This window comes from Bradyrhizobium sp. CCBAU 45384, from assembly GCF_028128665.1.
Classification (GTDB): Bacteria; Pseudomonadota; Alphaproteobacteria; order Rhizobiales; family Xanthobacteraceae; genus Bradyrhizobium; species Bradyrhizobium manausense.
On sequence record NZ_LBIZ01000120.1, the window covers coordinates 515,158 to 541,850 of the forward strand.

Genomic DNA, 26,693 nt, shown 5'->3' on the forward strand with positions numbered 1-26,693 from the left:
AGACTAAAGCTGTGGCGAGGACGTCGCCATGCCCCTGCCTAGCGCATCGGCCGCGAAAGGGTAAGCAGCCTTTACCATCATTCGATTGTGCAATCGCGTAATCACAAACGGCACATAACAAAAGGCCCCTGCGATGGTCTCGCAGGGGCCTTGCTATTGTCGCGCTTGTCGCGTCTAGCCGCCGACGTCGGCGCTGATCACGTCGCCGAACAGGTCCCACTTCTCGCCCTTGAACCGCTCCAGCTGCAGCTGGCTGATCGGGGCAAAGTCGGTCGGGGAGGTGTTGATCTGGATGCCCGGCAGCAGCACCTCGGTGCGGAAGTCCTTCAGGCTCGCGGCCTGCTTCATGACGTTCGCGCGGGTGAGATCGTCTCCGCACTGCTTCAGGACCTGGACCAGGGTCTGCGCCACGCCGTAGCCGACGATGGTGCCGTGGTCGAGCTTGTCGCCTTCAGGGAAGTATTTATCCATGAAAGCGAGGAAGTCCATCATGCCCGGGTCATTCTTCCACTGCGGGTCCGCCACGTCCTTCAGATAGTCCGCGGAGATGATGTCCTGGCCGTTCTCAAAGCCGGCGGGCTTCATCACGCTGCCGACGGAGGCCGAGACGTTGTTGAGAAAGTGCAGCGGCTTCCAGCCGATCTCGGCGTTCTTCTTGATGGCCTGTGCGGCGAATTTCGGCGTCGTGATGTTCATGAACACGTCGGCACCGGTCGACTTCAGCTTCACGATGTGGTTGTCGATGGTCGGCTCTGAGGTCTCATAGCTCTCCTCGGCGACGATCATGTTCGCCGCCTTGGCACCCAGGCCGTCCTTCAGCCCCTTGAGATAGTCCTTGCCGTAGTCGTCGTTCTGGAACAGCACGGCGATCTTGGCGTCCGGCTTGTTCTTGAGCAGCCACTTCGCATAGATCTGCGTTTCGCTCTGATAGTTGGGCTGCCAGCCCATGGTCCATGGGAAGTTCTGCGGATCGTTCCACTTGGTGGCGCCGGTGGCGACGAACAGCTGCGGCACCTTCTTCGAGTTCATGTATTTCTGGATCGCCGAGTTCGACGGCGTGCCGAGCGAGTTGAAGATGAACAGCACCTCGTCGCTCTCGACCAGCTTGCGGGCCTGCTCGACGGCCTTCGGCGGCGAATAGGCGTCGTCGTAGGAGACGAAGTTGATCTTGCGGCCGTTGATGCCGCCTTCCTCGTTGATCTTCTTGAAATAGGCGGCTTCTGTCCGCCCGATGATGCCGTAGGCGGAGGCCGGTCCGCTGTAGGGCATGATGTTGCCGACCTTGATCTCGGTGTCGGTCGCGCCGGTATCGTATTTCTTCTGGGCCGATGCGATGGAGGTCGAGGCCGCAATGAGCGCGAGTGCCAGTGACGCGGCCGCAAGCTTGCCGGTGACAGCGGGCATTCCAATCTCCCTTTTTTCAATTTCTTGGTGTGCGCGCGCTCCTTTTCTTGTCGCCATGGTTGTTGGCGGCGCGGTGCAATTCAACCCGATTTGGCCGGAAGCTTCAAGGAAAAGCCCCTGCGCGGAGGCCGCAGGGGCTGCTTCTTTAGTCGCTGTTGGCGCCTACGATGCCGTCAGCCGCCGACGTCGCCGCTGATGACGTCGCCAAATCGTTCCCAGGTCTCGCCCTTGAAGCGCATCAATTGGAGCTGCGAGAGCGGTGCGAAATCGGTCGGGGACGTGTTGACCTTGATCCCCGGCAGCATCATTCCGAGTTCAAGATCCTTGATGCTCGCCGCCTGTTTCATGACATTCTCTCGGGTCAGGTCGTCCCCACACTGCTTCAGTACGTGGGCCAGTGTCTGCGCGACGGTATAGCCATAGACGACGGAGTTATCTGTCCGGTTTGCATCGGGGTAGTACTTGTCGAGGAACTCGTTCCAGGCCTTCATTCCGGCATCGTCCTTCCATTGCGGGTCCGTCGGATCCTTCAGATACGCCGACGAAATGACGCCCTGTCCGTTCTCGACTCCTGCCGGCTTCATGACGCTGCCGATTGAAATCGAGACGTTATTGAGGAAATGCACCGGCTTCCAGCCGATCTCCGCGTTCTTCTTGATCGCCTGTGCCGCGAATTTCGGCGTCGTGATGTTGACGAAGACGTCGGCGCCCGTCGATTTCAGCTTGACGATGTGCGAGTCGATCGTGGGCTCCGAAACTTCGTAGCTCTCCTCCTGGACGATCATCGAAGCTGCCTTGGCGCCGAGGCCATCCTTCAGCCCCTTCAGATAGTCCTTGCCGTAATCGTCGTTCTGGAACAGCACGGCGATCTTGGCGTTCGGCATCTCCTTCAGGATGTATTTCGCGTAGATCTGCGTCTCGCTCTGGTAGTTCGGCTGCCAGCCCATCGTCCACGGGAAGTTCTGCGGATCGTTCCACTTCGTGGCGCCGGTGGCGACGAACAGCTGCGGCACCTTCTTGCTGTTCATGTATTTCTGGATCGCCGAGTTCGGCGGCGTGCCGAGCGAGTTGAAGATGAACAGCACCTCGTCGCTCTCGACCAGCTTGCGCGCCTGCTCCACCGTCTTCGGCGGCGAGTAGGCGTCGTCATAGGAGATGAAATTGATCTTGCGGCCGTTGATGCCGCCTTCCGCGTTGATCTTGCGGAAATAGGCTTCTTCGGTCTTGCCGATCACGCCGTAGGCGGATGCGGGACCGCTATAAGCCATGATGTTGCCGATCTTGATTTCGGTGTCGGATGCGCCGGTGTCGTATTTCTTCTGTGCTGACGCCCCGGTCGACAGGGACGCAGAGAGCGCGAGGGCAGCCGCAAGGGCCCCCAAACGCACATGCATTGCAGGCATCTTGATCTCCCTTGGTCGTTTCGATGTGTCGTTTGTTCTTGATTGGGAGCGCAGATGTTGCGACGCTCCGAGTCATATTGAATACCCTTCCTGCGGCGCCAGCAAGAAGAACGCCGGGCCGAAACTGCTGCGGGCGCGATTTGATCGATGCGGCGCGGAATATTCCGCTCCGCAGGACTGCAGTGTTCAGGCTCTTGCGCTTAAACCTTCAGTTGCGCCTGATCGTCGTCAATGACTGAAAATTGCGCCGTGCGCGAGCCGCGCGCTAATGGCCCAGCTCGCTCGAGATGACGTCGCCGAACAATTCCCAGGCCTTGCCCTTGAACCGCATCATCCGAAGCTGCTTGATCGGCGCGAAATCGTCGGGTGCGGTGTTGATCTTGATGCCGGGCAGCAGCGTGTCGGGCGCGAAGTCCTTCAGGGAAGCTGCCTGCGTCATGACGTTGTCGCGGGTGAGATTGTCGCCGCACATCTGCAGCACCCTCACCATGGTCTGCGCCGCGGCGTAGCCGAACACGATGCCGGCATCGAGCTTGTTGGCCTTCGGGTCGTATGCCGCGAGGAAGTTGTAGAACTTCTTCATGCCGTCGTCGGCGTTCCATTGCGGGTCGGAGCCGTCCTTGATGTAGGTCGCCGACAGGATGCCTTGCGAGATCTCGAAGCCCGCGGGCTCGATCACGCCGCCGACGGAGGCCGAGACGTTGGAGATGATGTGGATCGGGTGCCAGTTGATCTCGGCCGCCTTCTTGATCGCCTGCGCTGCGAATTTCGGCGTGGTGATGCTGACGAGGGCATCGGCGCCTGCGGTCTTCAGCCTCACGACGTGCTCGTCGACCGCGGGCTCGGAGGTGTCGTAGGGCTCCTCCAGCACGATCATCGAGCCTTTGGCGCCGAGCCCTTCCTTCAGTCCGTTCAGATAATCCTTGCCGAAATCGTCGTTCTGATAGAGCACGCCGATCTTCACGTCCGGCTTTTCCTTCATGATGTATTTGGCGTAGATCTTCGCCTCGCCCGCGTAGCTCGGCTGCCAGCCCATGGTCCAGGGATATTGCTTCGGATCGTTCCACTTGGACGCGCCGCTCGCCACGAACAATTGCGGCACCTTCTTCTCGTTCATGTATTTGCGGATGGCGCCGTTGGTGGAGGTGCCGAGCGAGCCGAAGATCAGCAGCACGTTGTCGCTTTCGACCAGCTTGCGCGCCTGCTCCACCGTCTTCGGCGGCGAATAGGCGTCGTCATACGAGATGAACTTGATCTTGCGGCCGTTGATGCCGCCCTCGGCATTGACCTTGCTGAAATAGGCCTCTTCGGTCTTGCCGATCACGGCATAGGCCGAGGCCGGGCCGCTATAGGGCATGATGTTGCCGATCTTGATCTCGGTATCGGAGGCGCCGCTGTCGTAGGATTTCTGCGCCTGCACGGGATTGCTTGCCGCAGTGCACAACGCGAATGCGGCGAAAAGCACCGCAACCTGAAATCGAACGACGATCATCGCACTCCTACCTCACCTGGATCGGCGCCGCATTGAACAAGATTGATATCTGACGTCAACAAAAAGCCCCCGCGATCGTTCGCGGGGGCTTTTCAGCCTTGGCCTAAAGCGTCAGCGCGTCACTCCGGAGCGACGTCGCCGTTCAGGATCTCGCCGAACTGTTCCCATTTCTCGCCCTTGAACCGCTGCATCTGCAACTGGCTGATCGGTGCGAAGTCGTTGGGGCCGGTGTTGATCTTGACGCCGGGCAGCAGCGTGTCCGGCGCAAAGTCCTTGAGGCTGGCCGCCTGCTTCATCAAATTGGCCCGGGTGAGATCGTCACCGCACTGTTCCAGCGCCTTGGCCAGCGTCTGAGCGGCGCCGTAGCCGTAGACGATGCTGGCATCGGTCTTGTCGGCGCCGGGCATGTACTTGTCGAGGAACTCGGACCACTTCTTCATGCCGGGATCGTCGTTCCAGCGCGGATCGGCGCCGTCCTTGGCATAGGCCGCCGACAGCACGCCTTGCGAGGCTTCGAAACCCGCCGGCTTCATCACGCTGCCGACCGAGGCCGACACGTTGGTGATGATCTGCAGCGGCTTCCAGCCGAGCTCGGCGGTCTTCTTGATGGTCTGGGCGCCGAACTTCGGCGTCGTGTAGATCATGAGGACGTCGGGATTGGCGGCCTTGATCTTGACGATGTGGCCGTCGATCGACGGCTCGGAGACCTCATAGCTCTCTTCCAGGATGATGTTCGAAGCCTTGGGGCCGAAACCGTCCTTGGTGCCCTTGAGGTAGTCTTTGCCGAAATCGTCGTTCTGATAGAGGATCGCGACCTTGGCGTCGGGCTTCTCCTTCAGCAGCCATTGGGCATAAATATGGGCTTCGCTCTGGTAGGAGGGCTGCCAGCCCATGGTCCAGGGGAAGTTCTTCGGGTCGTTCCACTTGGTGGCGCCGGTGGCGACGAACAGCTGCGGGATCTTCTTGGCGTTGAGATATTTCTGGATCGCGCTGTTCGAGGGCGTGCCTAGCGGGTTGAACACGGCGAGCACCTCGTCGCTCTCGACCAGCTTGCGAACCTGCTCCACGGCCTTCGGCGGCGAATAGCCGTCGTCATAAGTGACGAAGTTGATCTTGCGGCCGTTGATGCCGCCCTTGTCGTTGATCATCTTGAAATAGGCTTCTTCGGTCTTGCCGATGATGCCGTAGGCCGATGCCGGGCCGCTATACGGCATGATGTTGCCGATCTTGATCTCGGTATCGGTCGCGCCGGTGTCATATTTCTTCTGCGCGAAGGCGGCGGTGGAGGCGAGCGTGGCGACCGCCGTTACGAGTGCGGCGGTTCGAAGTGTTCTTGCGAAAGGCAATTCGGTCTCCTTGGTTGAAACGACGGTCTTGATTGCGGGGTCAGTTCTTTCTGAGCCTGCTTGCGAATTGCTGGCCCAGGATCGCGACCTGCCTTGCGCCATGCGGCACGAGATAGATGACGAGGAACAGCAGCACGCCGAACACGGCGCCGGAGAGGCCCTTGGAGATGCCTTCCGCGATGTTCGGCACGAAGATGATGAAGGCGGCACCGATGATCGAGCCCGGCAGCCAGCCGACGCCGCCGACCACCATGCCGAGGAACAGCTGGATCGCGAGCGTGATGGTGAAGCTGTCGGGCGCTACGAACTGCACCGCGATGGCGCTGAGGCCGCCGGCAACGCCGGTGATGCCGGCGGAGACGCCGAAGGCGAGCGTCTTGTAGAGCGCGACATTGACGCCCATGGCGGAGGCCGCGATCTCGTTGTCGCGGATCGCCATGAAGGCGCGGCCCGAGCGCGAGCGGAGCAGGTTGACCGAGAAGATGTAGATCGCGAGCACGACGACCAGCGTGAAGTAATACAGCCACATGTCCTGCGACATCTTCAGCCCGAACGGCGCATCCGGCTTGGTGACGACGAGGCCCTGCACGCCGCCGGTCCACTTCTCGAGGAAGTTCAGCTTGAGCAGCTGCGGCATCGCGGTGGCCAGCGCGAAGGTCGCGAGCGCGAGATAGACGCCGGAAAGCCGCAGCGCCGGCTGGCCGAACAGGAAGCCGACGCCGAAGCAAAGCACGCCCGCGACCGGCAGGCAGAGGAAGTAGGGGATGTCGAACTGCTCCATCATCACGGCGGTGATGTAGGCGCCGATGCCGTAGAACGCGCTCTGGCCGAGCGAGAACTGGCCGCTGCCGCCGGTCAGGATGTTGAGCGCCAGCACGGCGAGGCCCAGATAGAGCAGCTGGGTCAGCTGGAAGATCACGAAATTCTTCGCGAACACCGGCACGACGAGGAGCAGCAGCAGCACCACCACCGAGGTGCCGGTGCCCAGCGTCATGGCCCGCTTCGGCACGGCCTCGACAGCAGCGGCTTCCGTGACGACGTCTTCGACAGCGCTCATGATCAAACTCGCTTGACGATGTGCCGGCCGAACAGACCAGCGGGTTTGACGACCAGGACGGAGATGATCAGCGCGAGCGCGATCGGGAGTTTCAGCTCGTTGCCGACGCCGGGGATGTAGGTGCCGGCGAGGTTCTCGAAGATGCCGACCAGGAAGCCGCCGACCACGGCGCCGAACGGTGAGGTCAGGCCGCCGAGCACGGCCGCGGCGAAGCCGTAGATCAGCACGCCGCCCATCATGTTGGGCTCGAGGAACACGACCGGCGCGATCAGCATGCCGGCGATCGAGCCGATCGCGGTCGCCATGCCCCAGCCGAGCGCGATCATCCAGCTGGTGTTGATGCCGACGAGGCGCGCCGATTCAGGCACCGAGGCGGCCGCGCGCATGGCAAGGCCGATCCGGGTGTACTGGAAGAAGAAATACAGGCCGAGCAGCAGCAGCACGGTGACGCCGATCATGCCGGCCTGGTGGGTCGAGATCAGCTGGCTGCCGAGGAACGGCGCGGAGCCGAACGGGGTCGGATATTGCTTGATGGTGAAGTCCCAGATCAGGCCGGCCGACGAGTTGATGATCGCGAACAGCGCGATGAAGCCGGCGACGTTGGTCAGAACCGGCGCCTTCGCCAGCGGCTTGAACAGGATGCGCTCGATCGCGATGCCGGCGACGAAGGAGAGCACCAGCGTGATCAGGAAGGCGACCCAGTACGACAATCCCCACTGCATCAGCTGCCAGGAGATGAAGGTCGAGAACATCGCCATCTCGCCCTGCGCGAAGTTGAGATGGTCGATGGCCTGGTAGATCATGACCACCGCGAGCGCCATACAGGCGTAGATGGCGCCCGTGGCAATCCCGGCCAGGACCTGGTTGGTAAACAGTTCCATGGTGCCGGCTCCTCAGTAGCCCAGATAGGATTTGCGGATTTCTTCGTTGTTGGCGATGTCCTTGGCGTTGCCGGACATCACGATGCGGCCGGTCTCGATCACATAGGCCTGGTCGGCGAGCTCGAGCGCGAGCTGGGCGTTCTGCTCGACCACCAGGATCGACACCTTGTCCTCGCGGTTGATCTTGCCGAGGATGCCGAACAGGTCGCGCACGACGAGCGGCGCAAGTCCGAAGGACGGCTCGTCCAGCAGCATCAGCCGCGGCCGCAGCATCAGCGCGCGCGCGACCGCGAGCATCTGCTGCTCGCCGCCGGAGAGCGTGCCGGCCTGCTGGGTATGGCGCTGCTTCAAGACCGGGAAATGCGCGTACATGCGCTCGATGTCGGAGACGATGCCGGCATTGTCCTTGCGGGTGATGGCCCCTAACTGGAGATTCTCCTCCACCGTCATGGTGGTGAAGGTGCCGCGGCCCTGCGGCACGTGGGCGATGCCGTGGCGCACGATGCTTTCGGTCGAGCGGTTGTTCAGCGGCTTGCCGTCGAACTCGATGCCGCCGGTGGAGCGCACCATGTTGCAGATCGCGCGCAGCGTCGTGGTCTTGCCGGCGCCGTTGGCCCCGAGCAGCGTCGTCAGCGAGCCCTCGTTGAGCGAAAAGGTGAGGCCATGGAGCGCCTGGACCTGGCCGTAATAGGCGCGCAGGTCCTTGACGTTGAGCAGAACAGTCATTGGTCCTTGCTCCCGAGATAGGCCTTGATGACGTCGGGGTCCGCCTGCACCTGCGCAGGCGTGCCTTCCGCGAGCTTCTTGCCGAAATTCAGCGCGACGACGTGGTCGGCGATCGACATCACGAGGCCCATGTGATGCTCGACCAGCAGCACCGTCATGTGGCGCTCGTCGCGGATTTTGCGGATGAGGTCGCCGAGGATGTAGACCTCTTCGTGGTTGAGGCCGCCGGCGGGCTCGTCGAGCAGCAGGATCTTCGGGTCTGCCGCCAGCGCCCGCGCCAGTTCGACGCGCTTCTGCGTGCCGAAGGGCAGGCCGGAGACGGTGGTGTGAGCGACCTCCTCGAGGTCGAGATAGCTGAGGATCTCGTGCACCTTCCTGTTCACGCTGCTCTCGCCGCGGCGGATCCAGGCGAGGCGCAGCGAGTCGCTGATGATGTCGGAGGAGGTGCGGGCATGGGTGCCGACGCGGACATTGTCCATCACCGACAGGTTCGGAAACAGCGCCACGTTCTGGAAAGTGCGGCCGATGCCGATCTCGGCGATCCGGTGCGGCGGGCGTTTCAAAATGCTCGCGCCTTCCATCAGGATGTCGCCTGACGACGGCTGGTAGAGGCGGGACAGGCAGTTGAACAGCGTGGTCTTGCCGGCTCCGTTGGGGCCGATCAGTCCGAGGATCTGGCCCTTGTGCATGTCAAAGGACACACCGTTGAGCGCGACGATGCCGCCGAACACGACGCTGACGTCGCGAACGGCGAGCAGAGGCGATGTCCCCTGCGCGAGCTGTGCCTGCGTCATCTCGTCTCGCCCACGCTGAGCAGTGGGCGAAGGGGCGATGCAAACCGCTCCCTGACATGACAAAGGCTATCTGATCCCCTCGGCCACACGCGCAACTTTTCCTCCTGATTTCAGCTTTTTGCTGTCGTCTTTTTTGGATAGCGACATCAGACCGCCAAGTGCCGCTTCGATGTTCCTTACCATCGCAAGCAGACGCGGTCCAATGTCGTTGATCAATCGTTCTTCCGTGAAGCGGAATGCCGGTGCGCCGCAATTGAATGCGTAGGGCCCGGTTCCGTCGTTGAGCTTGAGCGCAACACCGGCGGCGCCGATGTCGTCGTGCCAATCGCCGACCGAGATCGCGAAGCCATGCTTGGCGACCATTTCGCCGGAACGCTCCAGCCCGTCGCGCATCTTCGGCCAGCGGCTGCCGTAATGCTCGCGCAGCACGCGCGACAGCTCAGCGCGCTCGTCCTCGCCCAGCGCCCAGAAATAGGCGCGGCCCATCGCAGTGGTTGCAATCGGGACGCGCGAGCCGACGTCAAGTTGAACGCCGACAGTCTCGCTGCCGCGGCTCTGTCCGAAATAGATCATGCTGTGACGGTCGCGGCCGCCGATCGCGACCGCGCCACCCGTCGCGCGCATCACTTCCTCGCGGAACGGCTCGGACAAATGCCGAACACCGAGATTGGCGAGCGCCGCGTAACCCAGCGCCATTGCGGCGGGTGCGAGCTGATATTTCTCGAAGCGGGGAACCGGCGTCAGATAGCCGAGCTTCGTCAACGTGTAGGTCAGCCGCGAAACGGTCGGCTTCGGCAGATTGGTGCGGGCGGCAATCTCCTGATTGCCGAGAAGTCCGTCGCTGGGTTGGAATGCGCGCAAGACATCAAGCCCGCGGGAAAGCGCGACGACGAAATTCCGATCGGTCGCGGTCTTCTTTCCTGTACGCTTCATCCCTGATCTGCTCTTGCGCGGAGTCGTTGACAACGTCCGTGCTTCAAAATAACCCTGCCGTCAAGATGCGGAATTAAATTCCGCACCGCGAAATCGAACAAATGTAAATCCCACCAAGGAGGGAAACCGTGAGCGAAGTGGTCAAGCTTGAGCGTCATGACGAGGTCGGGATCGTCACGGTCAACAGCCCTCCGGTCAATGCGCTGAGTGCCGCAGTCCGCGGCGGTATCCTGGACTGCATCAAGGCCGCGGTCGCCGATCCCGCGATCAAGGGCATTGTGCTGACCTGCGCCGGGCGCACCTTCATCGCCGGCGCCGACATCACCGAATTCGGCAAGCCGCCGAAGCCGCCGGCCCTCAATGACGTGCTGTCCACGATCGAGAATTCGCCAAAGCCCGTCGTTGCCGCGATCCACGGCACCGCGCTCGGCGGCGGCCTCGAAGTCGCGCTCGCCTGTCATTTCCGCGTCGCGGTCAAGGAAGCCAAGCTCGGCCTGCCCGAGGTCAAGCTCGGCCTGCTGCCCGGCGCAGGCGGCACCCAGCGGCTGCCGCGCGCGGTCGGGCCGGAACTCGCGGTCAAGATGATCGTCGGCGGCGACCCCATTGGTGCGGCCGAAGCGCTCAAGGCCGGCCTGATCGAGGAGATCATCGAGGGCCCGGCCTCCGGCGGCGAAGCCTTCGTGCGCAAACTGCTGGCCGAGAAGCGCCCGCTGCGCCGCCTGCGCGACGACGATTCCAAGATCGCGGCCGCGAAGGCCGACCGCTCGATCTTCACCAACGCCGTCGCGGCGATGACCAAGAAGTCGCGTGGCCTGGAAGCGCCGTTCGCGGCAGCCGACGCCGTCGGCTATGCCATCGACCTGCCGTTCGACGAAGGCCTGAAGAAGGAGCGCGAGGGCTTCCTCAAGCTCGTCGCCAGCGACCAGTCCAAGGCGCAGCGTTACGCCTTCTTCGCCGAGCGCGAGGCCAACAAGATTGCAGGCGTTCCCGAAGGCACCAAGTCGCGTCCCGTTAACCGTGTTGCGATTTTGGGCGCCGGCACCATGGGCGGCGGCATCGCGATGTCCTTTGCCAATGCCGGCGTTCCCGTCACGCTGATCGAGACCGGCGAGGAGCAGCTCAAGCGCGGCATGGGCATCATGCAGAAGAACTGGGAAGCGACCGCCGCGCGCGGCGGCATTCCGGCGGATGCACCGGCCAAGCGCATGGCGCTGATCAACGGCGTTGTCGGGATCGAGAATGTCGGCGATGCCGACCTCGTCATCGAAGCCGTGTTCGAGACCATGGCGGTGAAGAAGGAGGTATTCGGCAAGCTCGACCAGTACGCCAAGCCCGGCGCCGTGCTCGCCTCCAACACCTCGTACCTGAACATCGACGAGATCGCGAAGGCGACCAAGCGTCCGCAGGACGTGCTCGGCATGCACTTCTTCTCGCCCGCGAACGTCATGAAGCTGTGCGAGATCGTGCGTGCCGACAAGACTGCGCCGGATGCGCTGGTGACGGCCGTCTCGATCGCGCGCAAGATCGCAAAAGTGCCGGTCGTGGTCGGCGTCTGCGACGGCTTCGTCGGCAACCGCATGCTGGCCCAGCGCGGCAAGCAGTCCGAGAAGCTGTTGTTCGAAGGCGCCTTGCCGCAGCAGGTCGACGCCGTCGTGACCAAGTTCGGCATGCCGATGGGCCCGTTCGCGATGGGCGACCTCGCCGGCCTCGACATCGGCTGGCGCTCGCGGAAGGATCGCGGCATCAAGTCGGAGATCGCGGACGCGCTCTGCGAAGCCGGCCGCTTCGGCCAGAAGACCGGCAAAGGCTACTACAAATATGAAGCCGGCTCGCGCGCGCCGCTGCCCGATCCTGAGGTCGAGAAGCTGATCGACGAGACGCTGCTGCGTCTCGGCCGCAAGAAGCGCGTGGTCAGCGACGACGAGATCCTCGAGCGCATGATGTACCCGATGATCAACGAGGGCGCGAAGATCCTCGAAGAGGGCATCGCGGCGCGTCCCTCCGACATCGACGTGGTCTGGCTCTATGGCTATGGCTGGCCGATCTACCGCGGCGGCCCGATGTACTGGGCCGACAGCGTCGGCCTCAAGCACATCGCCGATCGTCTCTCCTACTACGCCAAGGAGACCAACGACCCGAGCCTCGAACCCGCCCCGCTGCTGAAGAAGCTCGCCGCGGAGGGCAAGACCTTCGCGTCGCTGGCGGCCGAGTCGAAGGCGGCTTGATGGACGCAGTCTTTCCTCACGTCATTCTCCGTTGCGCAATTGCGCAACGTAGATGGCCCGCAGGGCCAGGCCCGGAATCCATTTCTCCTCCGAACGTGCGGCCTGATGGATTCCGGGTTCGATGCTTCGCATCGCCCCGGAATGACGGCTAGTGTGGTTTAAGGAATCCATGACCCATCCCGGCGAACAGTTTTACCCCGAGGGAGTGCATTGGGACGACACCATCGTCCAGGGCACGCTGCCTGATCTGCTCGCGACGGCTGCTGCAAATTACGGCCCGCGCACCGCGCTGGAGTTTCGCGACCGTCCGATCACCTATACCGAGCTCGCGGCTCAAGCCGATCGCGCGGCGGCTGCGTTCCTCCGCGCCGGTTGCGGCAAGGGCACGTCGGTCGCGCTGTTCCTCGGCAACACGCCGGATCATCCCGTCAATTTCTTCGGCGCGCTGAAGGCGGGCGCCCGCGTTGCACATCTGTCGCCGCTGGACGGCGAGATCGCGCTCACGCACAAGATTTCCGATTCCGGCTCGCGCCTGCTCGTCACCTCGAACCTCCAGGCCCTGCTGCCGACGGCGCTGAAATTTCTGCAGAAGGGACTGATCGACCGCCTCGTCGTCTGCGAGGACGATCATTGGGGCAAGATCGGCACGCCGCAGGCGGCGATTCCCGATGATCCCCGCATCGTCACCTTCAAGACCTTCGTCGAAGGCGCCACCGCGCCGGCAGAGTGGCCGGCGGTTGCGGCCGATGACGTCGCGCTGTTGCAATATACCGGCGGTACCACCGGCCTGCCGAAAGGCGCCATGCTCACCCACGGCAATCTCACCTCGGCGGTGTCGATCTACGACGTCTGGGGCAGGCCGGCCCGTGCGGCCCGCGGCGAGACGATCGAGCGCGTGATCTGCGTGCTGCCGCTGTTCCACATCTTTGCGCTGACCGTCGTGCTGCTGTCCTCGATCAGGCGCGGCAATCTGATCTCGCTGCACCAGCGCTTCGACGTCGAAGCCGTGATGCGCGACATCGAGGTCAAGCGCGCCACCTATTTCCCTGGCGTGCCGACCATGTGGATCGCGATCGCCGCGCTCCCGGATCTCGACAAGCGCGACTTTTCGTCGCTCGCCGCCATCGGCTCCGGCGGCGCGCCGCTGCCGGTCGAGGTCGCAAGCTTCTTCGAGCGCAAGGTCGGCAAGAAGCTGAGGAGCGGCTGGGGCATGACGGAGACCTGCTCGCCCGGCACCGGCCATCCGCCTGCAGGTCCCGACAAGCCCGGCTCGATCGGCCTGATGCTGCCCGGCATCGAGCTCGACGTGGTCTCGCTGGACGATCCGACAAAAGTGCTGCCGCCGGGCGAAGTCGGCGAGATCCGCATCAAGGGCCCGAACGTCACCAAGGGTTATTGGAACAAGCCGGCGGGGTCCGCGGAGGCGTTCATCGACGGCCGCTTCCTCACCGGCGACATCGGTTATGTCGACACCGACGGCTATTTCTTCCTGGTCGACCGCAAGAAGGACATGATCATCTCGGGCGGCTTCAACGTCTATCCGCAGATGATCGAGCAGGCGATCTACACCGTCCCGGGCGTGCACGAGGTGATCGTGCTCGGCATTCCCGATGAATACAGGGGCGAAGCCGCCAAGGCCTTCATCAAGCTCAGGCCGGACGCAAAGCCGTTCTCGCTCGACGAGCTGCGCGCGCAGCTCGCCGGCAAGGTCGGCAAGCACGAGATGCCCGCTGCGGTCGAGTTCGTCGACGATCTGCCGCGCACGCCGGTCGGAAAACTGTCGCGCCACGAATTGCGCCAGCAGCAGAAATCAGCACAATCCACCCCGACACCCGGCTTTCGCCAGGATGACGAAGAATAAAAGCTTGGTTGCGCTCACAGGAGGATCCGATGGATCTCGCATTCACGAAGGAAGAGCAGGCATTTCGCGAGGAAGTGCGGGCATTCTTCCGCGACAACGTGCCGCCGGATACGCGGCGCAAGCTGGTGGAAGGCCGCCATCTCACCAAGGACGAGATGGTGACGTGGTGGCGCATCCTCAACAAGAAGGGCTGGGGCGTCAGCCACTGGCCGAAGCAATATGGCGGCACGGGGTGGACCTCCGTGCAGCACTACATCTTCAATGAGGAGCTGCAGTCCTATCCGGCGCCGCAGCCGCTCGCGTTCGGCGTCAGCATGGTCGGCCCCGTCATCTACACCTTCGGCAATGAAGAGCAGAAGAAGAAGTACCTGCCGCGCATCGCCAATGTCGACGATTGGTGGTGCCAGGGCTTCTCGGAGCCGGGCTCCGGCTCCGATCTCGCTTCGCTCAAGACAAAAGCCGAGCGCCGTGGCGACAAATGGATCATCAACGGCCAGAAGACCTGGACCACGCTGGCCCAGCATGCCGACATGATCTTCTGCCTCTGCCGCACGGATGCGTCCGCCAAGAAGCAGATGGGCATCTCCTTCATCGTGTTCTCGATGAAGTCGAAGGGCGTCACCGTGCGCCCGATCCAGACCATCGATGGCGGCCATGAGGTCAACGAGGTGTTCTTCGACGACGTCGAGGTGCCCTACGAGAACCTGATCGGCGAGGAGAACAAGGGCTGGGATTACGCAAAATTCCTGCTCGGCAACGAGCGCACCGGCATCGCGCGCGTCGGCGTTTCCAAGGAGCGGCTGCGCCGCATCCGCGATCTCGCCGGCAAGGTCGAATCGGGCGGCAAGCCGATCATCCAGGATTCGGCTTTCCGCGAGAAGCTCGCCGCCTGCGAGATCGAGCTGAAGGCGCTCGAGCTGACGCAGCTGCGCGTCGTCGCCGATGAAGGCAAGCACGGCAAGGGCAAGCCCAATCCGGCCTCCTCGGTGCTGAAGATCAAGGGCTCCGAGATCCAGCAGACCACCACCGAACTGTTGATGGAAGTGATCGGCCCGTTCGCGGCTCCCTACGACGTGCACGGCGACGACGGCTCCAACGAGGCCATGGACTGGACCGCCCAGATCGCGCCGAGCTACTTCAACAACCGCAAGGTCTCGATCTACGGCGGCTCCAACGAGATCCAGCGCAACATCATCGCCAAGGCGGTGCTGGGGCTTTGATCTGCTTCCTCTCCGCCGCGGCGGGGAGCACAATGTTTCCACCGTCATTCCGGGGCGCGACGAAGTCGCGAACCCGGAATCCATCGGGCCGCATATGCTGAGGCGAAATGGATTCCGGGTCTGGCCCTTCGGGCCATCCCGGAATGACGAAGTCTGATGATCCGGGTACGAGGAACCAAAGAAATGGATTTTGACCTGACCGAGGAGCAGCGGCTCCTGAAGGACAGCATCGACGGCCTGCTGACCGATTCCTACGATTTCGAGAGCCGCAAGAAATACATGAAGGAGAAGGGTGGCTGGAGCAAAGCCGTCTGGCTCAAGCTCGCCGAGCAGGGCCTGCTGGGCCTGCCTTTCAGCGAGGCCGATGGCGGCTTTGGCGGTGGCGGCGTCGAGACCATGATCGTGATGGAAGCGCTCGGCAAGGCGCTGGTGCTGGAGCCGTATCTGGCGACTGTCGTGATCGGCGGCGGCTTCCTGCGTCATGCCGGCACCGAGGCGCAGAAGGCGGCGCATGTGCCCGGGATCGTCGACGGCAGCAAGACGCTGGCCTTTGCCCAGCTCGAGAAGAATTCGCGCTACGATCTGTTCGACGTCGCCACGTCAGCGAAGAAGAAGGGCGACGGCTGGGTGATCGACGGCGAGAAGTTCGTCGTGCTCAACGGCGAGAACGCCGATACGCTTGTCGTCACCGCGCGCACCAGGGGCGATCGTCGTGACACGACCGGCATTGGCGTGTTCCTGGTGCCTGCCAGCGCCAAGGGCATCACCAAGAAGTCCTACCCGACCCAGGACGGTCTGCACGCCGCCGACATCACCTTCACCGGTGTCGAGGTCGGCGCGGATGCGGCGATCGGCAACCCCGATGACTCGCTCGCCCTGATCGAGCGCGTGGTGGACGAAGCCCGTGTCGCGCTCTGCGCCGAAGCGGTCGGGCTGATGGATGAGTCGCTCAAGACCACCGTCGAGTACATCAAGACGCGCAAGCAATTCGGCGTCGCGATCGGCTCGTTCCAGTCGCTGCAGCACCGCGCCTCCGACATGTTCGTCGCTACTGAACAGGCGCGCTCGATGTCGATGTTCGCGACCATGGCGAACGATTTCGAGAACGCCAGGGAGCGCAGCAATGCCATTGCCGCCGCCAAGGCGCAGATCGGCAAGTCGCTGAAATTCGTCGGCCAGCAGTCGATCCAGCTCCACGGCGGCATCGGCATGACCATGGAGGCGAAGATCGGCCACTACTTCAAGCGCCTCACCATGATCGAGAACACCTTCGGCGACACCGACTACCACCAGCGCCGCGTCGCGGATGCGGGCGGGTTGATCTGAGTCGCACGACCACTGTCATCCCCCGCGAAGGCGGGGGATCCAGTACGCCGCGGCCCCTCGGTTCCAGCCGCGCCGTCTCTGGAATACTGGATCGCCCGATCAAGTCGGGCGATGACACCGAGCAAGTGGACGCGGGGAGCCAATAACAATGAAAAAGATCCCCGTTTGACCGGCCAGACCATCGTTATCGACGGCGGTGTTGCCGCGGCGGCGGTGTAGCTTTTGTCCAGCTGCAGCTGCTCATCCCAGCTTGACCTCTTGGCGGCAATCCCGTTTCTTTGGCGCGACACAATATCCCCTCAGGGAAAACGCCAAATAAAACGCCAAGGTAAGCTTCCATGTCTTTCGTCCTCGCCATCGACCAGGGCACCACCTCCTCGCGCGCGATCGTGTTTCGCGGCGATATTTCCATTGCGGCGAAGGCGCAAGCCGAGTTTCCGCAGCATTTTCCGGCCTCCGGCTGGGTCGAGCACGAGCCCGAGGACATCTGGACCTCGACCGTGATGGTCTGCCGTGAGGCGATCGAGCAGGCCGGCATCACGGCAAAGGACATCGCCGCGATCGGCATCACCAACCAGCGCGAGACCACCGTGGTGTGGGACCGCGCCACGGGCCAGGCCGTGCACCGCGCCATCGTCTGGCAGGACCGCCGCACCGCCGATATCTGCGCCAGGCTCAAGCACGAAGGCCGCGAGCCGCTGATCTCGCAGAAAACAGGCCTGATCATCGACCCTTATTTCTCCGGCACCAAGGTCGCCTGGATCCTCGACCATGTCCCCGGCGCCCGCGCGCGTGCCGCGCGCGGCGAGCTGATGTTCGGCACCGTCGATTGCTACCTGCTCTGGCGCCTCACCGGCGGCAAGGTGCACGCCACCGACGCCACCAACGCCTCGCGCACGCTGCTGTTCAACATCCACACCGGCCAGTGGGATGACGAGCTCTTGGAGATCATCGGCGTGCCGCGCTCGATGCTGCCGGAGGTGAAGGATTCCTCCGCGCACTTCGGCGAGAGCACGCCGGACCTATTCGGCGGCGCGATTGCGATCTCCGGCATCGCCGGCGACCAGCAGGCCGCCACCATCGGCCAGGCCTGCTTCCGTCCGGGCATGATGAAGTCGACCTACGGCACCGGCTGCTTTGCGCTGCTCAACACCGGCGCGACGCCCGTCGCCTCCAAGAACAAGCTGCTCACCACCATCGCCTATCAGCTCGAGGGAAAACGCACTTACGCGCTGGAAGGCTCGATCTTCGTCGCCGGCAGCGCAGTGCAATGGCTGCGCGACGGCCTCGGCATCATCAAGCACGCGGCCGAGACCGGACCGCTCGCCGATCAGTCCGACTCCATGCAGAGCGTCTATCTGGTGCCGGCCTTCGTCGGCATGGGCGCGCCCTACTGGAATCCGCGCGTCCGCGGCGCCCTGTTCGGCCTCACCCGCAACACCGGACCTGCCGAGCTGGCGCACGCCGCGCTGGAGAGCGTCTGCTACCAGACCTTCGACCTCTGGGCCGCGATGCGCGCGGACTGGCCGAGCTCGGAAGTGGCGAGCGTGGTGCTCCGCGTCGACGGCGGCATGACCGCGTCCGACTGGACCATGCAGCGCCTTGCCGATCTGCTCGATGCGCCGGTCGATCGCCCTGTCATCCAGGAAACCACCGCGCTCGGCGCCGCCTATCTCGCCGGTCTCAATGCCGGCGTCTATCCCGAGCCGACAAAATTCGCCGACAATTGGCGCCTCGAGCACCGCTTCAAGCCGAACATGAGCGATGCTACGCGCGAACGAAAGCTCGCCGGCTGGGCGCGCGCGGTGAAGGGCGTACTGGCAAGCGACGAGGGGGAAGGGTAGGCGGATTCTTGGTGGGCGCGCATCCACAAACTCCGCCGTCGTCCTGGCGAAAGCCAGGACCCATAGCCACGAATACAGATTGTTTTGCGCGGTTGGAACGACGAGTTGCGCTTACAACATCTGCTGCGGCGTATGGGTCCCGGCCTTCGCCGGGACGACATAGAATGCTTGGCTAGCGCTCGGCCCACAGGAATCCCCTATGATCCTCCCCGACGGCTATTCCGACATCCCCGCCGGCAAGATCGCCGCGGTCGTGACCCATCTCCAGATGACCACGCCGGCCTCCTGCCGTGATGATCCACCCGGCGCATGGACCCTGCGCAAGGTCGATGCGCCCGTGCTTGCCTGGTACCGCGATCTCTACCGCCGCGTCGGCGAGGCCTGGCTGTGGTGCTCGCGAGCGTTGATGAGCGACACCGAGCTCGCCGCGGTCATCCACGCCACAGGCACCGAGGTCTATGCTCTCGTCGCCGACGGTCGCGACGAAGGCCTGCTGGAGCTGGATTTCCGTCAGCCCGGACAATGCGAGCTGGTCTATTTTGGTGTCACGGCAAATTTGATCGGCACCGGCGCCGCCCGCTTCCTGATGAACCGCGCGCTGGAGCGGGCCTGGTCCGGCGACGTGCAGCGCGTCTGGGTGCACACTTGCACCTTCGATCATCCCTCGGCCGTCGCGTTCTATCAGCGCTCCGGATTCATCCCGTTTCGGCGCCAGATCGAGGTGGCGGACGATCCGCGGATCGATGGCACGGTGCCGCGCGATGCGGCGAAGCACGTGCCTGTTATCGAATAGATCGCAACTGTATCCACACCGTCATTGCGAGCGCAGCTACCGCGCCCTCAATAATTATACCGCACGCCGAAGCTAAATCCCTGCGCGAGCAGGTTCGTCGTGTTCATCACCGGCAGTGGCCGGGTCGGGCCCGCGGGCGGGCCTGGCGGTATCAGGCTTGGATTGACGGTGGTGTCGATCAGCCCGCCGGCGCGCTGCACGCCGGCCCAGTACAGCACGTCGTAGCCGACGGTCAGGCGCCAGGCGGGCGCGATCTCATAGCCCGCCTTGAGCGAGAGCTCCGGCACCGCGGCGAATCTGGTCTGTGAAAAATGGCCGCTGTTGCTGGCGAGTGCGAGGAAGCCGCCCGGCGCCGTCGTGGTGACGCCGGCGATGGTCGAAACCGCCGAGCCCGACACGTCGGCGGTGTCGATGACCGCGCCGAGCGCGACCTTGCCGCGCCACTCCAGCGACCACGGACCGTTGCGCCAGTCACCGGCAAGGCCGAGATCGAGGCCGTGGAAATTGCTCGCCGCCTTGAAATAGTCCGTCGGCGTGAATGTGCCGAAGACAAGGCTGCTCGCGGTGTCGGTGATCCACAGCGTGTCGGAGGCGCGCAAGTACCGATAGCCGACCAGCGCGCTGACGCGCTGTCCGCTCCACAGGGCGAACTCCTGGCGATAAAGCGCGCCGGCGCCGAGCAGGCGCGATGTCTCGTTGGCGTTGACGCTGCCGGTGGCGACGCCCGGAAAGCTTGCGATCAGCGTGTCGGGAAGTCCCGTCAGCGCGTTGCTGAAAGGCCGCGTCAGGATCGGATTGGCGCCGGTGTCGGCGGCAAAGCCAGTCCCGATATTTTCCAGCCCGAAGAACGATGCCTCGACGCCGCTTCTCCTCTGCGGTTCGAACCAATAGCCGGCGGTGACGCGTCCGCCCGAACGCCAGTCGGTGTTGACGCTGGAATTGCCGAACAGCACGGTCGTGGTCGGCTGCCCGAGCGCGCCGGCGATGCCCAGCGGCGTGCCGATCGGCGCCGTCGTCACCAGCGCCGGCAGCTTGTCGCCGGTCACGCTCCAGGCGAGATAGTCGACCTCCGCCCAGAACGGGTTGAAAGCGACGGGCTTCGCCGGCGCCTTGAGCGGCAGGTCGGCGGCGAATGCGCCGCCGGTCAGCGATATCGCCGCGAGCGCAACGCCAAAAGCTGTCGCCAACTGCCGATTCATCGACCTCCCCCCGAGGTTCCCCGGACTGAACCATGCGACATCTTGTTCGGCAAGGCAGAGTTCAGGCGAGGGGACTGCCAAAACGCCCGGCTGTTGCCGTTGGGTATCGCTCACAGTCGATGTCACACAGCGTGGCTTCGTAGCCCGGATGGAGCGAAGCGAAATCCGGGACTCTCGATCGGGTTGTGAGATCCCGGATTGCACTTCGTTGCATCCGGGCTACGCGCTGCCTCCACCGTCATTGCGAGCGCGGCGAAGCAATCCAGAGCCTTTCCGTGGAGACAGTCTGGATTGCTTCGCTGCGCTCGCAATGACGAAGGTCAGCGTCGTCGCCCATCGCTAGCCCTCGAAATTCACCGCCGTCGTATTCGCCCCGCAAACCAGCACCGCGATGCGCTCGCCCGGTGACGGACGATAGCGGCCGGAGAGCAGCGCGGCGAACGCGGCCGCGCCGCCGGGTTCGGTGACGAGACGCAAGGTCGACCACAGCGCGGCCTGCGCCTGCCGGATTGCATCGTCACTGACGAGGACGACGCCCTCGACATGAGCGCGCGCGATCGGGAACATCAATTCGCCGACGCGCCGCGGCGCCAGGCTGTCGGCGGCGAGGCCGCTGGCCGGCGCGTCGACCGGGGCGCCTGCTGCGAACGCGTCATGCAAGGTCGGCGACAGCTCGGGCTCAACGGCAATGATGCGCGTCCTGCCCGCGCTCCACGCCGCGATGCCGCCGATCAGGCCGCCACCGCCGACGGCCACCAGCAGCGTGTCGATCTCGGGGGCGTCCTGCTCCAGCTCGAGGCCAACGCTGCCCTGGCCGAGCAACGTTTCAGCCTGGTCGTAGGCGTGAACGGCAAGCGCGCCGGTCCGCGCGACATGCGCCTCGCTGGCCGCGAGCGCATCGGCATAGCGGTTGCCTGCGATCACGAGCTCGGCGCCATAACCCCTGATCCGTTCGGCCTTGGCGGGCGAGGTGATGTCAGGAACGAAAATCGTCGCGGGAATCCCGAGCTGCCGCGCCGCATAGGCGACGGCCGCGCCGTGATTGCCGCCGGAGGCGGCGACGACACCGGCTTGCGGCACCTGCCGTAGCAGCAGATTGGCAAAGGCGCCGCGCGCCTTGAACGATCCGGAATGCTGCAGCATTTCGAGCTTGAAGGTGACGGGCGCGGCCGGAAGGCCGAATTCGGCGAGATCGGCCTGGACCAGCGGCGTGCGGCGGATATGCGGACGGATGACGGCCTCGGTCGCAGCGATCCGCTCGCGATTGATGTCTGATGGTGCTGTCATGATGCCGTCCTTGATAGCGCATTCGGGAGAAATTGTCCCGGCGCCGTTGCGTCAGATGCAATGCTGCATGTCGAGGATTTTCCTTGCGCTGCTGCGATCTTGTCGTGGAGACTGATCGGCCCTGCCTTGTCCAACGACAGAGAAGAGCGAGAACCATGTTCCTGATCGGCCAATATGATTCCCCCTTCGTCCGCCGCGTCGCGATTGCGCTGCGGCTCTACGGGCTTGGCTTCGAGCACAAGCCGTGGTCGACCTTCGGCGATGCCGACAAAATCGCGCCGTACAATCCCTTGCGCCGGGTGCCGACGCTGGTGCTCGACGATGGCGAGGCGCTGATCGAAAGCACGATCATCCTGGATTATCTCGACGAGCTCGTCGGGCCTGACAAGGCGATGCTGCCGCGGAGCGGCGTCGAGCGGCGCAAGCATTTGCGCATCTGCGCGCTGGCGACCGGCCTCGGCGACAAGGCGGTCAGCCTGCTCTATGAGCGCGTGCTGCGGAAGGAGCAGCTGGCGCTATGGGTCGAGCGTTGCCGGGCGCAGATCGGCGACGTGCTTGGGGTGTTGGAAGCCGAGCGCGCCAAGGTGACGACGCCGTACTGGCTGGAGGCGCGCATCGGTCATGCCGATATTGCGGTCGCCTGCGTCGTCCGCTTCACCCGCGAGGCGCATCCCGACCTGTTCGACGCAGCGCGCTATCCGGCCCTCTCAGCCCATGCCGATCGCTGCGAAGCGCTGGCCCCGTTCAAGGAGATCGTGCAGCCGCTGGCGCCGCCGAAGGGGTAAGGGTCACGCTGTCATTCCGGGGCGCGCGTAGAGCGAACCCGGAATCCATTGTGCGGCGGGAGGACAAATGGATTCCGGGCTCGCGCCAAGGGGCGCGCCCCGGAATGACGGCGGTGGGCATCACGCGCCATACCCGATCCTGCCCTCATACAGCTGTTTTGCTCGACGGAGCAAGCGATTTTCCGTAAAAACGAAATCGTATAACCCGATCAACCCCATCCCTACTGTGCATGGGGTTGTTTCGCGTTTTGCGATCCTGGCGCCTACCCCGCCCCCGCCCGCTTCTTCTGCCAGACCAGATGCACCGCGCAGGTGCAGCCCGGCGGATGCGAGGCGAGATCCTTCGACATCTCGTCGTTGGCCGCCGTTGCGGCAAAGGCCTTATCGCTCGCCGGCTGCGACGGGATGTAGTTCAGCACCGGCGCGAGCCAGCGCTCGGCCTCCGCGACGCTCATGCCCTTGCGCGCGGCGTAGTCCTCGACCTGGTCGCGCTCGATCTTGCCGACGCCGAAATAATAGCTCTCGGGGCTGGCGAAATAGAGCCCCGATACGCTGCTGCCCGGCCACATCGCAAAGCTCTCGGTCAGCTTCACCCCGGCGGTCGCTTCGGCATCGAGCAGCTCGAACAGCGTCGCCTTCTCGGTGTGATCGGGCTGGGCGGGATAGCCGGGCGCGGGGCGGATGCCCTGATATTTTTCCAGGATCAGATCCTCGTTGGAGAGCGCCTCGTCAGGCGCATAGGCCCAGAACTCGCGGCGCACCCGGGCATGCATGGCTTCCGCGAACGCTTCGGCGAGCCGATCGGCCAGCGCCTTGCACAGGATCGAGGAGTAGTCGTCATTGGCCATTTTGAAGCGGTCGGCGACCGCGTCCTCGCCGATCCCGGCGGTGACGACGAAGCCGCCGACATAGTCGGGCACGCCCGCGGGCGCGACGAAGTCGGACAGCGCCGCGTTGAACCGGCCCTCGCGCTTCTCGAGCTGCTGGCGCAGCGTGTGCAGCGTCGCGATGCTCTTGGTCCTGTTATCATCGGCATAGAGCACGATGTCGTCGCCTTGCGCATTTGCCGGCCAGAAGCCGATCGTGGCGCGCGCGCGGAACCATTTTTCCTTGACGATGGTGTCGAGCATCTTGCGCGCATCGTCATAGAGCGAGCGCGCGACCTCGCCGACCTTGTCGTCCTTGAGGATGGCCGGGAAGCGGCCGGCGAGCTCCCAGGTCTGGAAGAACGGCGTCCAGTCGATATAGGGCACCAGCTCGGCGAGGTCGTAGTCGTCGAAGCTCTTGGTGCCGAGGAAGGTCGGCCTCACTGGCTTGCTCTTGGCAAAATCGACCGGCACGCGGTTGGCGCGTGCGTCGGCGAGCTTCAGCCGCTTCTTGTCCGCCTGCGCCCGCAGATGCGCCTCGGAGATCTTGGCGTATTCGGCGCGCACTTCGGCCGCATAAGCCTCGCGCTTCTCCGGCGAGAGCAGCGAGGAGGCGACGCCGACGGCGCGGCTGGCGTCATTGACATGCACCACGGGCCCGGCGCGATAGCTCGGGTCGATCTTCACAGCCGTATGCACGCGGCTCGTCGTGGCGCCGCCGATCAGCAGCGGCAGCTTGAGGCCTTCGCGCTGCAGTTCGCCGGCGAAGAACGCCATCTCGTCGAGCGAGGGCGTGATCAGGCCGGAGAGACCGACGATGTCGGCCTTCTCCGCCTTCACGGTCTCGACGATCTTCGCCGCCGGCACCATCACGCCGAGGTCGATGACTTCATAGTTGTTGCACTGGAGCACGATGCCGACGATGTTCTTGCCGATGTCGTGGACGTCGCCCTTCACGGTCGCCAGCACGATCTTGCCGGCCGACGAACTCGCCGCGCCACCGATGCCGCTGGCGAGGTTGCGCGCCTTCTCTTCCTCCATGAACGGCATCAGATACGCAACGGCCTGCTTCATGACGCGCGCGGACTTCACCACCTGCGGCAGGAACATCTTGCCGTCGCCGAAGAGGTCGCCGACCACGTTCATGCCGGCCATCAGCGGCCCTTCGATCACGTCGAGCGGACGCGAGGAATTCTTGCGGGCTTCCTCGGTGTCCTGCTCGATGAACTCGGTGATGCCATGCACCAGCGAATGCGACAGCCGCTTCTCCACCGGCCATTCGCGCCAGGCGAGATCAGCTTCCTTGGCTTCCGTCTTCTTGCCGCGGAATTTTTCCGCGAGCGCCAGCAGGCGCTCGGAGGCGCCGGGATCGCGGTTGAGGACGACGTCCTCGCAGGTCTGGCGCAGCTCGGGATCGATATCGTCATAGACGATCATCTGTCCGGCATTGACGATGCCCATGTCCATGCCGGCCTTGATGGCGTGATACAGGAACACCGAATGCATGGCCTCCCGCACCGGCTCGTTGCCGCGGAACGAGAACGACAGGTTCGACACGCCGCCCGAGATATGCGCGCCCGGCAGGTTCTGCCGGATCCATCGCGTCGCCTCGATGAAGTCGACGCCGTAATTGTTGTGCTCCTCGATCCCGGTCGCGATCGCAAAGATATTCGGATCGAAGATGATGTCCTCGGGCGGAAAGCCGACGCGATTGACGAGGATGTCGTAGGCGCGCTTGCAGATCTCGGTCTTGCGCGCGAAGGTGTCGGCCTGACCGACTTCGTCGAATGCCATCACCACGACGGCCGCGCCATGGCGCCGCGCGATCTTGGCCTCGTGAATGAATTTCTCCTCGCCTTCCTTCATCGAGATCGAATTCACGACCGGCTTGCCCTGCACGCATTTCAGGCCGGCCTCGATCACCGAGAATTTCGACGAGTCGACCATGACAGGCACGCGGGCGATGTCGGGCTCGGCGGCGACGAGGTTGAGGAAGGTGACCATCGCGGCTTCCGAATCCAGAAGCCCTTCGTCCATGTTGACGTCGATGATCTGCGCACCGTTTTCGACCTGGTCGCGCGCGACCTGCAGCGCCGCGGTGTAGTCGCCTGATGTGATGAGCTTGCGGAAGCGGGCGGAGCCGGTGACGTTGGTGCGCTCGCCGACGTTCACGAACGGAATCGCATCGGTCAGCACGAACGGCTCGAGGCCGGAGAGGCGCAGCCTTGGCGCGATCTCCGGCACGATGCGCGGCTTGTGCGGGGCGACGGCGGCAGCAATCGCCGCAATATGCTCCGGCGTGGTGCCGCAGCAGCCGCCGACGATGTTGACAAGACCATCGCGCGCGAATTCGCCGACCAGGCGCGCCATGTATTCCGGCGTCTCGTCATACTGGCCGAATTCGTTGGGCAGGCCGGCATTCGGATAGGCGCAAACGAGCGTGTCAGCGACCCGGCCGATATCGGCGATATGCGCGCGCAAATCTTCGGCGCCGAGTGCGCAGTTGAAGCCGATGGTGACGGGCCTGGCGTGCCGCACCGAATTCCAGAATGCTTCCGGCATCTGGCCGGAGAGCAGGCGGCCGGACTTGTCGGTGATGGTGCCCGACACCATCACCGGCATGTCGATGCCGAGCTCCTCGGTGATCTCGGCGATGGCGTAGAGCGCCGCCTTGGCGTTCAGCGTATCGAAGATGGTCTCGACCAGCAGCAGATCGACCCCGCCGTCGATCAGGCCGCGGATCTGCTCGCCATAGGATTTGCGCAAGTCATCGAAGGTGACGGCGCGATAGCCTGGATTGGCCACGTCAGGCGAGATCGAGGCGGTGCGGTTGGTCGGGCCGATGGCACCGGCGACGAAGCGCGGCTTGCCGTCCTCGGCGGCAACCCGGCGGGCGGCATTGCCAGCGAGGCGGGCACCTTCGCGCGCCATCTCGTAGACGATGTCGGTGAGATCGTAATCGTCCTGCGCGATCGAGGTGGTCGAGAACGTGTTGGTCGCGACGATGTCGGCGCCGGCGCGCAAATAGGCCGCGTGGATGTCTTCGATCGCCTGCGGCTGGGTCAGGATCAGCAGGTCATTGTTGCCGCGCAAGTCGCGATGGAAGTTCTTGAAGCGCTCGCCGCGGAAGGCGGCCTCGTCGAACTGCAGGTTCTGGATCATCGTGCCCATGGCGCCATCGAGCACGAGGATGCGCTCGCGCGCGGCATTGATCAGAGCGGTTCGCTTGGGTGAGGGGGATACGGTCATGG

Annotated in this window: 19 protein-coding genes; 7 read left to right on the forward strand and 12 right to left on the reverse strand. The window is 64.0% G+C overall.

Features of this window, described 5'->3' with window-relative positions; translation table 11 throughout:
* Nucleotides 1-174: 174 nt before the first annotated feature.
* The 9 genes from XH80_RS42215 to XH80_RS42255 form a co-directional block, all read right to left on the reverse strand.
* On the reverse strand, nt 175-1,404 hold the full coding sequence (locus XH80_RS42215) for an ABC transporter substrate-binding protein (protein ID WP_271603726.1): 1,230 nt from the start codon (nt 1,402-1,404) through the stop codon (nt 175-177).
* Nucleotides 1,405-1,577: 173 nt separating this feature from the next.
* Nucleotides 1,578-2,807, reverse strand: a complete 1,230-nt coding sequence (locus tag XH80_RS42220; protein ID WP_271603727.1) for an ABC transporter substrate-binding protein — start codon at nt 2,805-2,807, stop codon at nt 1,578-1,580.
* Nucleotides 2,808-3,072: 265 nt separating this feature from the next.
* Nucleotides 3,073-4,299, reverse strand: a complete 1,227-nt coding sequence (locus XH80_RS42225) for an ABC transporter substrate-binding protein (protein ID WP_271603728.1) — start codon at nt 4,297-4,299, stop codon at nt 3,073-3,075.
* 119 nt (nt 4,300-4,418) lie between these two features.
* A complete protein-coding gene (locus XH80_RS42230) occupies nt 4,419-5,645 on the reverse strand; it encodes an ABC transporter substrate-binding protein (protein ID WP_271603729.1) in 1,227 nt (408 codons plus the stop codon).
* 40 nt (nt 5,646-5,685) lie between these two features.
* Nucleotides 5,686-6,702, reverse strand: coding sequence for a branched-chain amino acid ABC transporter permease (locus tag XH80_RS42235; protein WP_271603730.1), 1,017 nt, complete (start codon nt 6,700-6,702; stop codon nt 5,686-5,688).
* A gap of 2 nt (nt 6,703-6,704) precedes the next feature.
* Nucleotides 6,705-7,583 (reverse strand): branched-chain amino acid ABC transporter permease, encoded by an 879-nt coding sequence (locus XH80_RS42240; RefSeq protein ID WP_057759511.1) that lies wholly within the window; start codon nt 7,581-7,583, stop codon nt 6,705-6,707.
* Between the two features lie 12 nt (nt 7,584-7,595).
* Entirely contained in the window at nt 7,596-8,309 is a 714-nt protein-coding gene (locus XH80_RS42245; protein WP_271603731.1) for an ABC transporter ATP-binding protein, read from the reverse strand.
* Complete coding sequence (locus XH80_RS42250) at nt 8,306-9,103, reverse strand: ABC transporter ATP-binding protein (RefSeq protein WP_271603732.1); 798 nt, start codon at nt 9,101-9,103, stop codon at nt 8,306-8,308. Before XH80_RS42250 ends, XH80_RS42245 begins: the two co-directional genes overlap by 4 nt.
* Nucleotides 9,104-9,169: 66 nt before the next feature.
* Nucleotides 9,170-10,036, reverse strand: a complete 867-nt coding sequence (locus XH80_RS42255) for an IclR family transcriptional regulator (protein WP_220002171.1) — start codon at nt 10,034-10,036, stop codon at nt 9,170-9,172.
* A gap of 128 nt (nt 10,037-10,164) precedes the next feature.
* On the opposite strand from XH80_RS42255, the gene XH80_RS42260 reads away from it, so the two are divergent.
* From XH80_RS42260 to XH80_RS42285, 6 genes are all read left to right on the forward strand, one after another.
* Nucleotides 10,165-12,261, forward strand: coding sequence for a 3-hydroxyacyl-CoA dehydrogenase NAD-binding domain-containing protein (locus tag XH80_RS42260; protein ID WP_271603733.1), 2,097 nt, complete (start codon nt 10,165-10,167; stop codon nt 12,259-12,261).
* Between the two features lie 169 nt (nt 12,262-12,430).
* On the forward strand, nt 12,431-14,122 hold the full coding sequence (pimA, locus tag XH80_RS42265) for a dicarboxylate--CoA ligase PimA (protein WP_271603734.1): 1,692 nt from the start codon (nt 12,431-12,433) through the stop codon (nt 14,120-14,122).
* Nucleotides 14,123-14,151: 29 nt separating this feature from the next.
* Nucleotides 14,152-15,342, forward strand: coding sequence for a pimeloyl-CoA dehydrogenase large subunit (gene pimC / locus XH80_RS42270; protein ID WP_057759499.1), 1,191 nt, complete (start codon nt 14,152-14,154; stop codon nt 15,340-15,342).
* A 183-nt stretch (nt 15,343-15,525) separates the two neighbouring features.
* Nucleotides 15,526-16,668 (forward strand): pimeloyl-CoA dehydrogenase small subunit, encoded by a 1,143-nt coding sequence (gene pimD, locus XH80_RS42275; protein ID WP_271603735.1) that lies wholly within the window; start codon nt 15,526-15,528, stop codon nt 16,666-16,668.
* Nucleotides 16,669-17,006: 338 nt separating this feature from the next.
* Entirely contained in the window at nt 17,007-18,512 is a 1,506-nt protein-coding gene (glpK, locus tag XH80_RS42280; protein WP_271603736.1) for a glycerol kinase GlpK, read from the forward strand.
* A gap of 199 nt (nt 18,513-18,711) precedes the next feature.
* Nucleotides 18,712-19,305 (forward strand): GNAT family N-acetyltransferase, encoded by a 594-nt coding sequence (locus XH80_RS42285; RefSeq protein WP_271603737.1) that lies wholly within the window; start codon nt 18,712-18,714, stop codon nt 19,303-19,305.
* 47 nt (nt 19,306-19,352) lie between these two features.
* Here the strand turns inward: XH80_RS42285 and XH80_RS42290 are convergent, their stop codons facing one another.
* On the reverse strand, nt 19,353-20,504 hold the full coding sequence (locus XH80_RS42290) for a BBP7 family outer membrane beta-barrel protein (RefSeq protein WP_271603738.1): 1,152 nt from the start codon (nt 20,502-20,504) through the stop codon (nt 19,353-19,355).
* Between the two features lie 339 nt (nt 20,505-20,843).
* Nucleotides 20,844-21,791 (reverse strand): threonine/serine dehydratase, encoded by a 948-nt coding sequence (locus XH80_RS42295; protein ID WP_271603739.1) that lies wholly within the window; start codon nt 21,789-21,791, stop codon nt 20,844-20,846.
* Nucleotides 21,792-21,946: 155 nt separating this feature from the next.
* Here XH80_RS42295 and XH80_RS42300 point away from each other — a divergent pair, with 155 nt between their 5' ends.
* Nucleotides 21,947-22,576, forward strand: a complete 630-nt coding sequence (locus XH80_RS42300; RefSeq protein WP_271603740.1) for a glutathione S-transferase family protein — start codon at nt 21,947-21,949, stop codon at nt 22,574-22,576.
* A gap of 263 nt (nt 22,577-22,839) precedes the next feature.
* On the opposite strand, the gene metH is transcribed toward XH80_RS42300, so the two are convergent.
* Nucleotides 22,840-26,691, reverse strand: a complete 3,852-nt coding sequence (gene metH / locus XH80_RS42305) for a methionine synthase (RefSeq protein WP_271603741.1) — start codon at nt 26,689-26,691, stop codon at nt 22,840-22,842.
* Nucleotides 26,692-26,693: the final 2 nt, after the last annotated feature.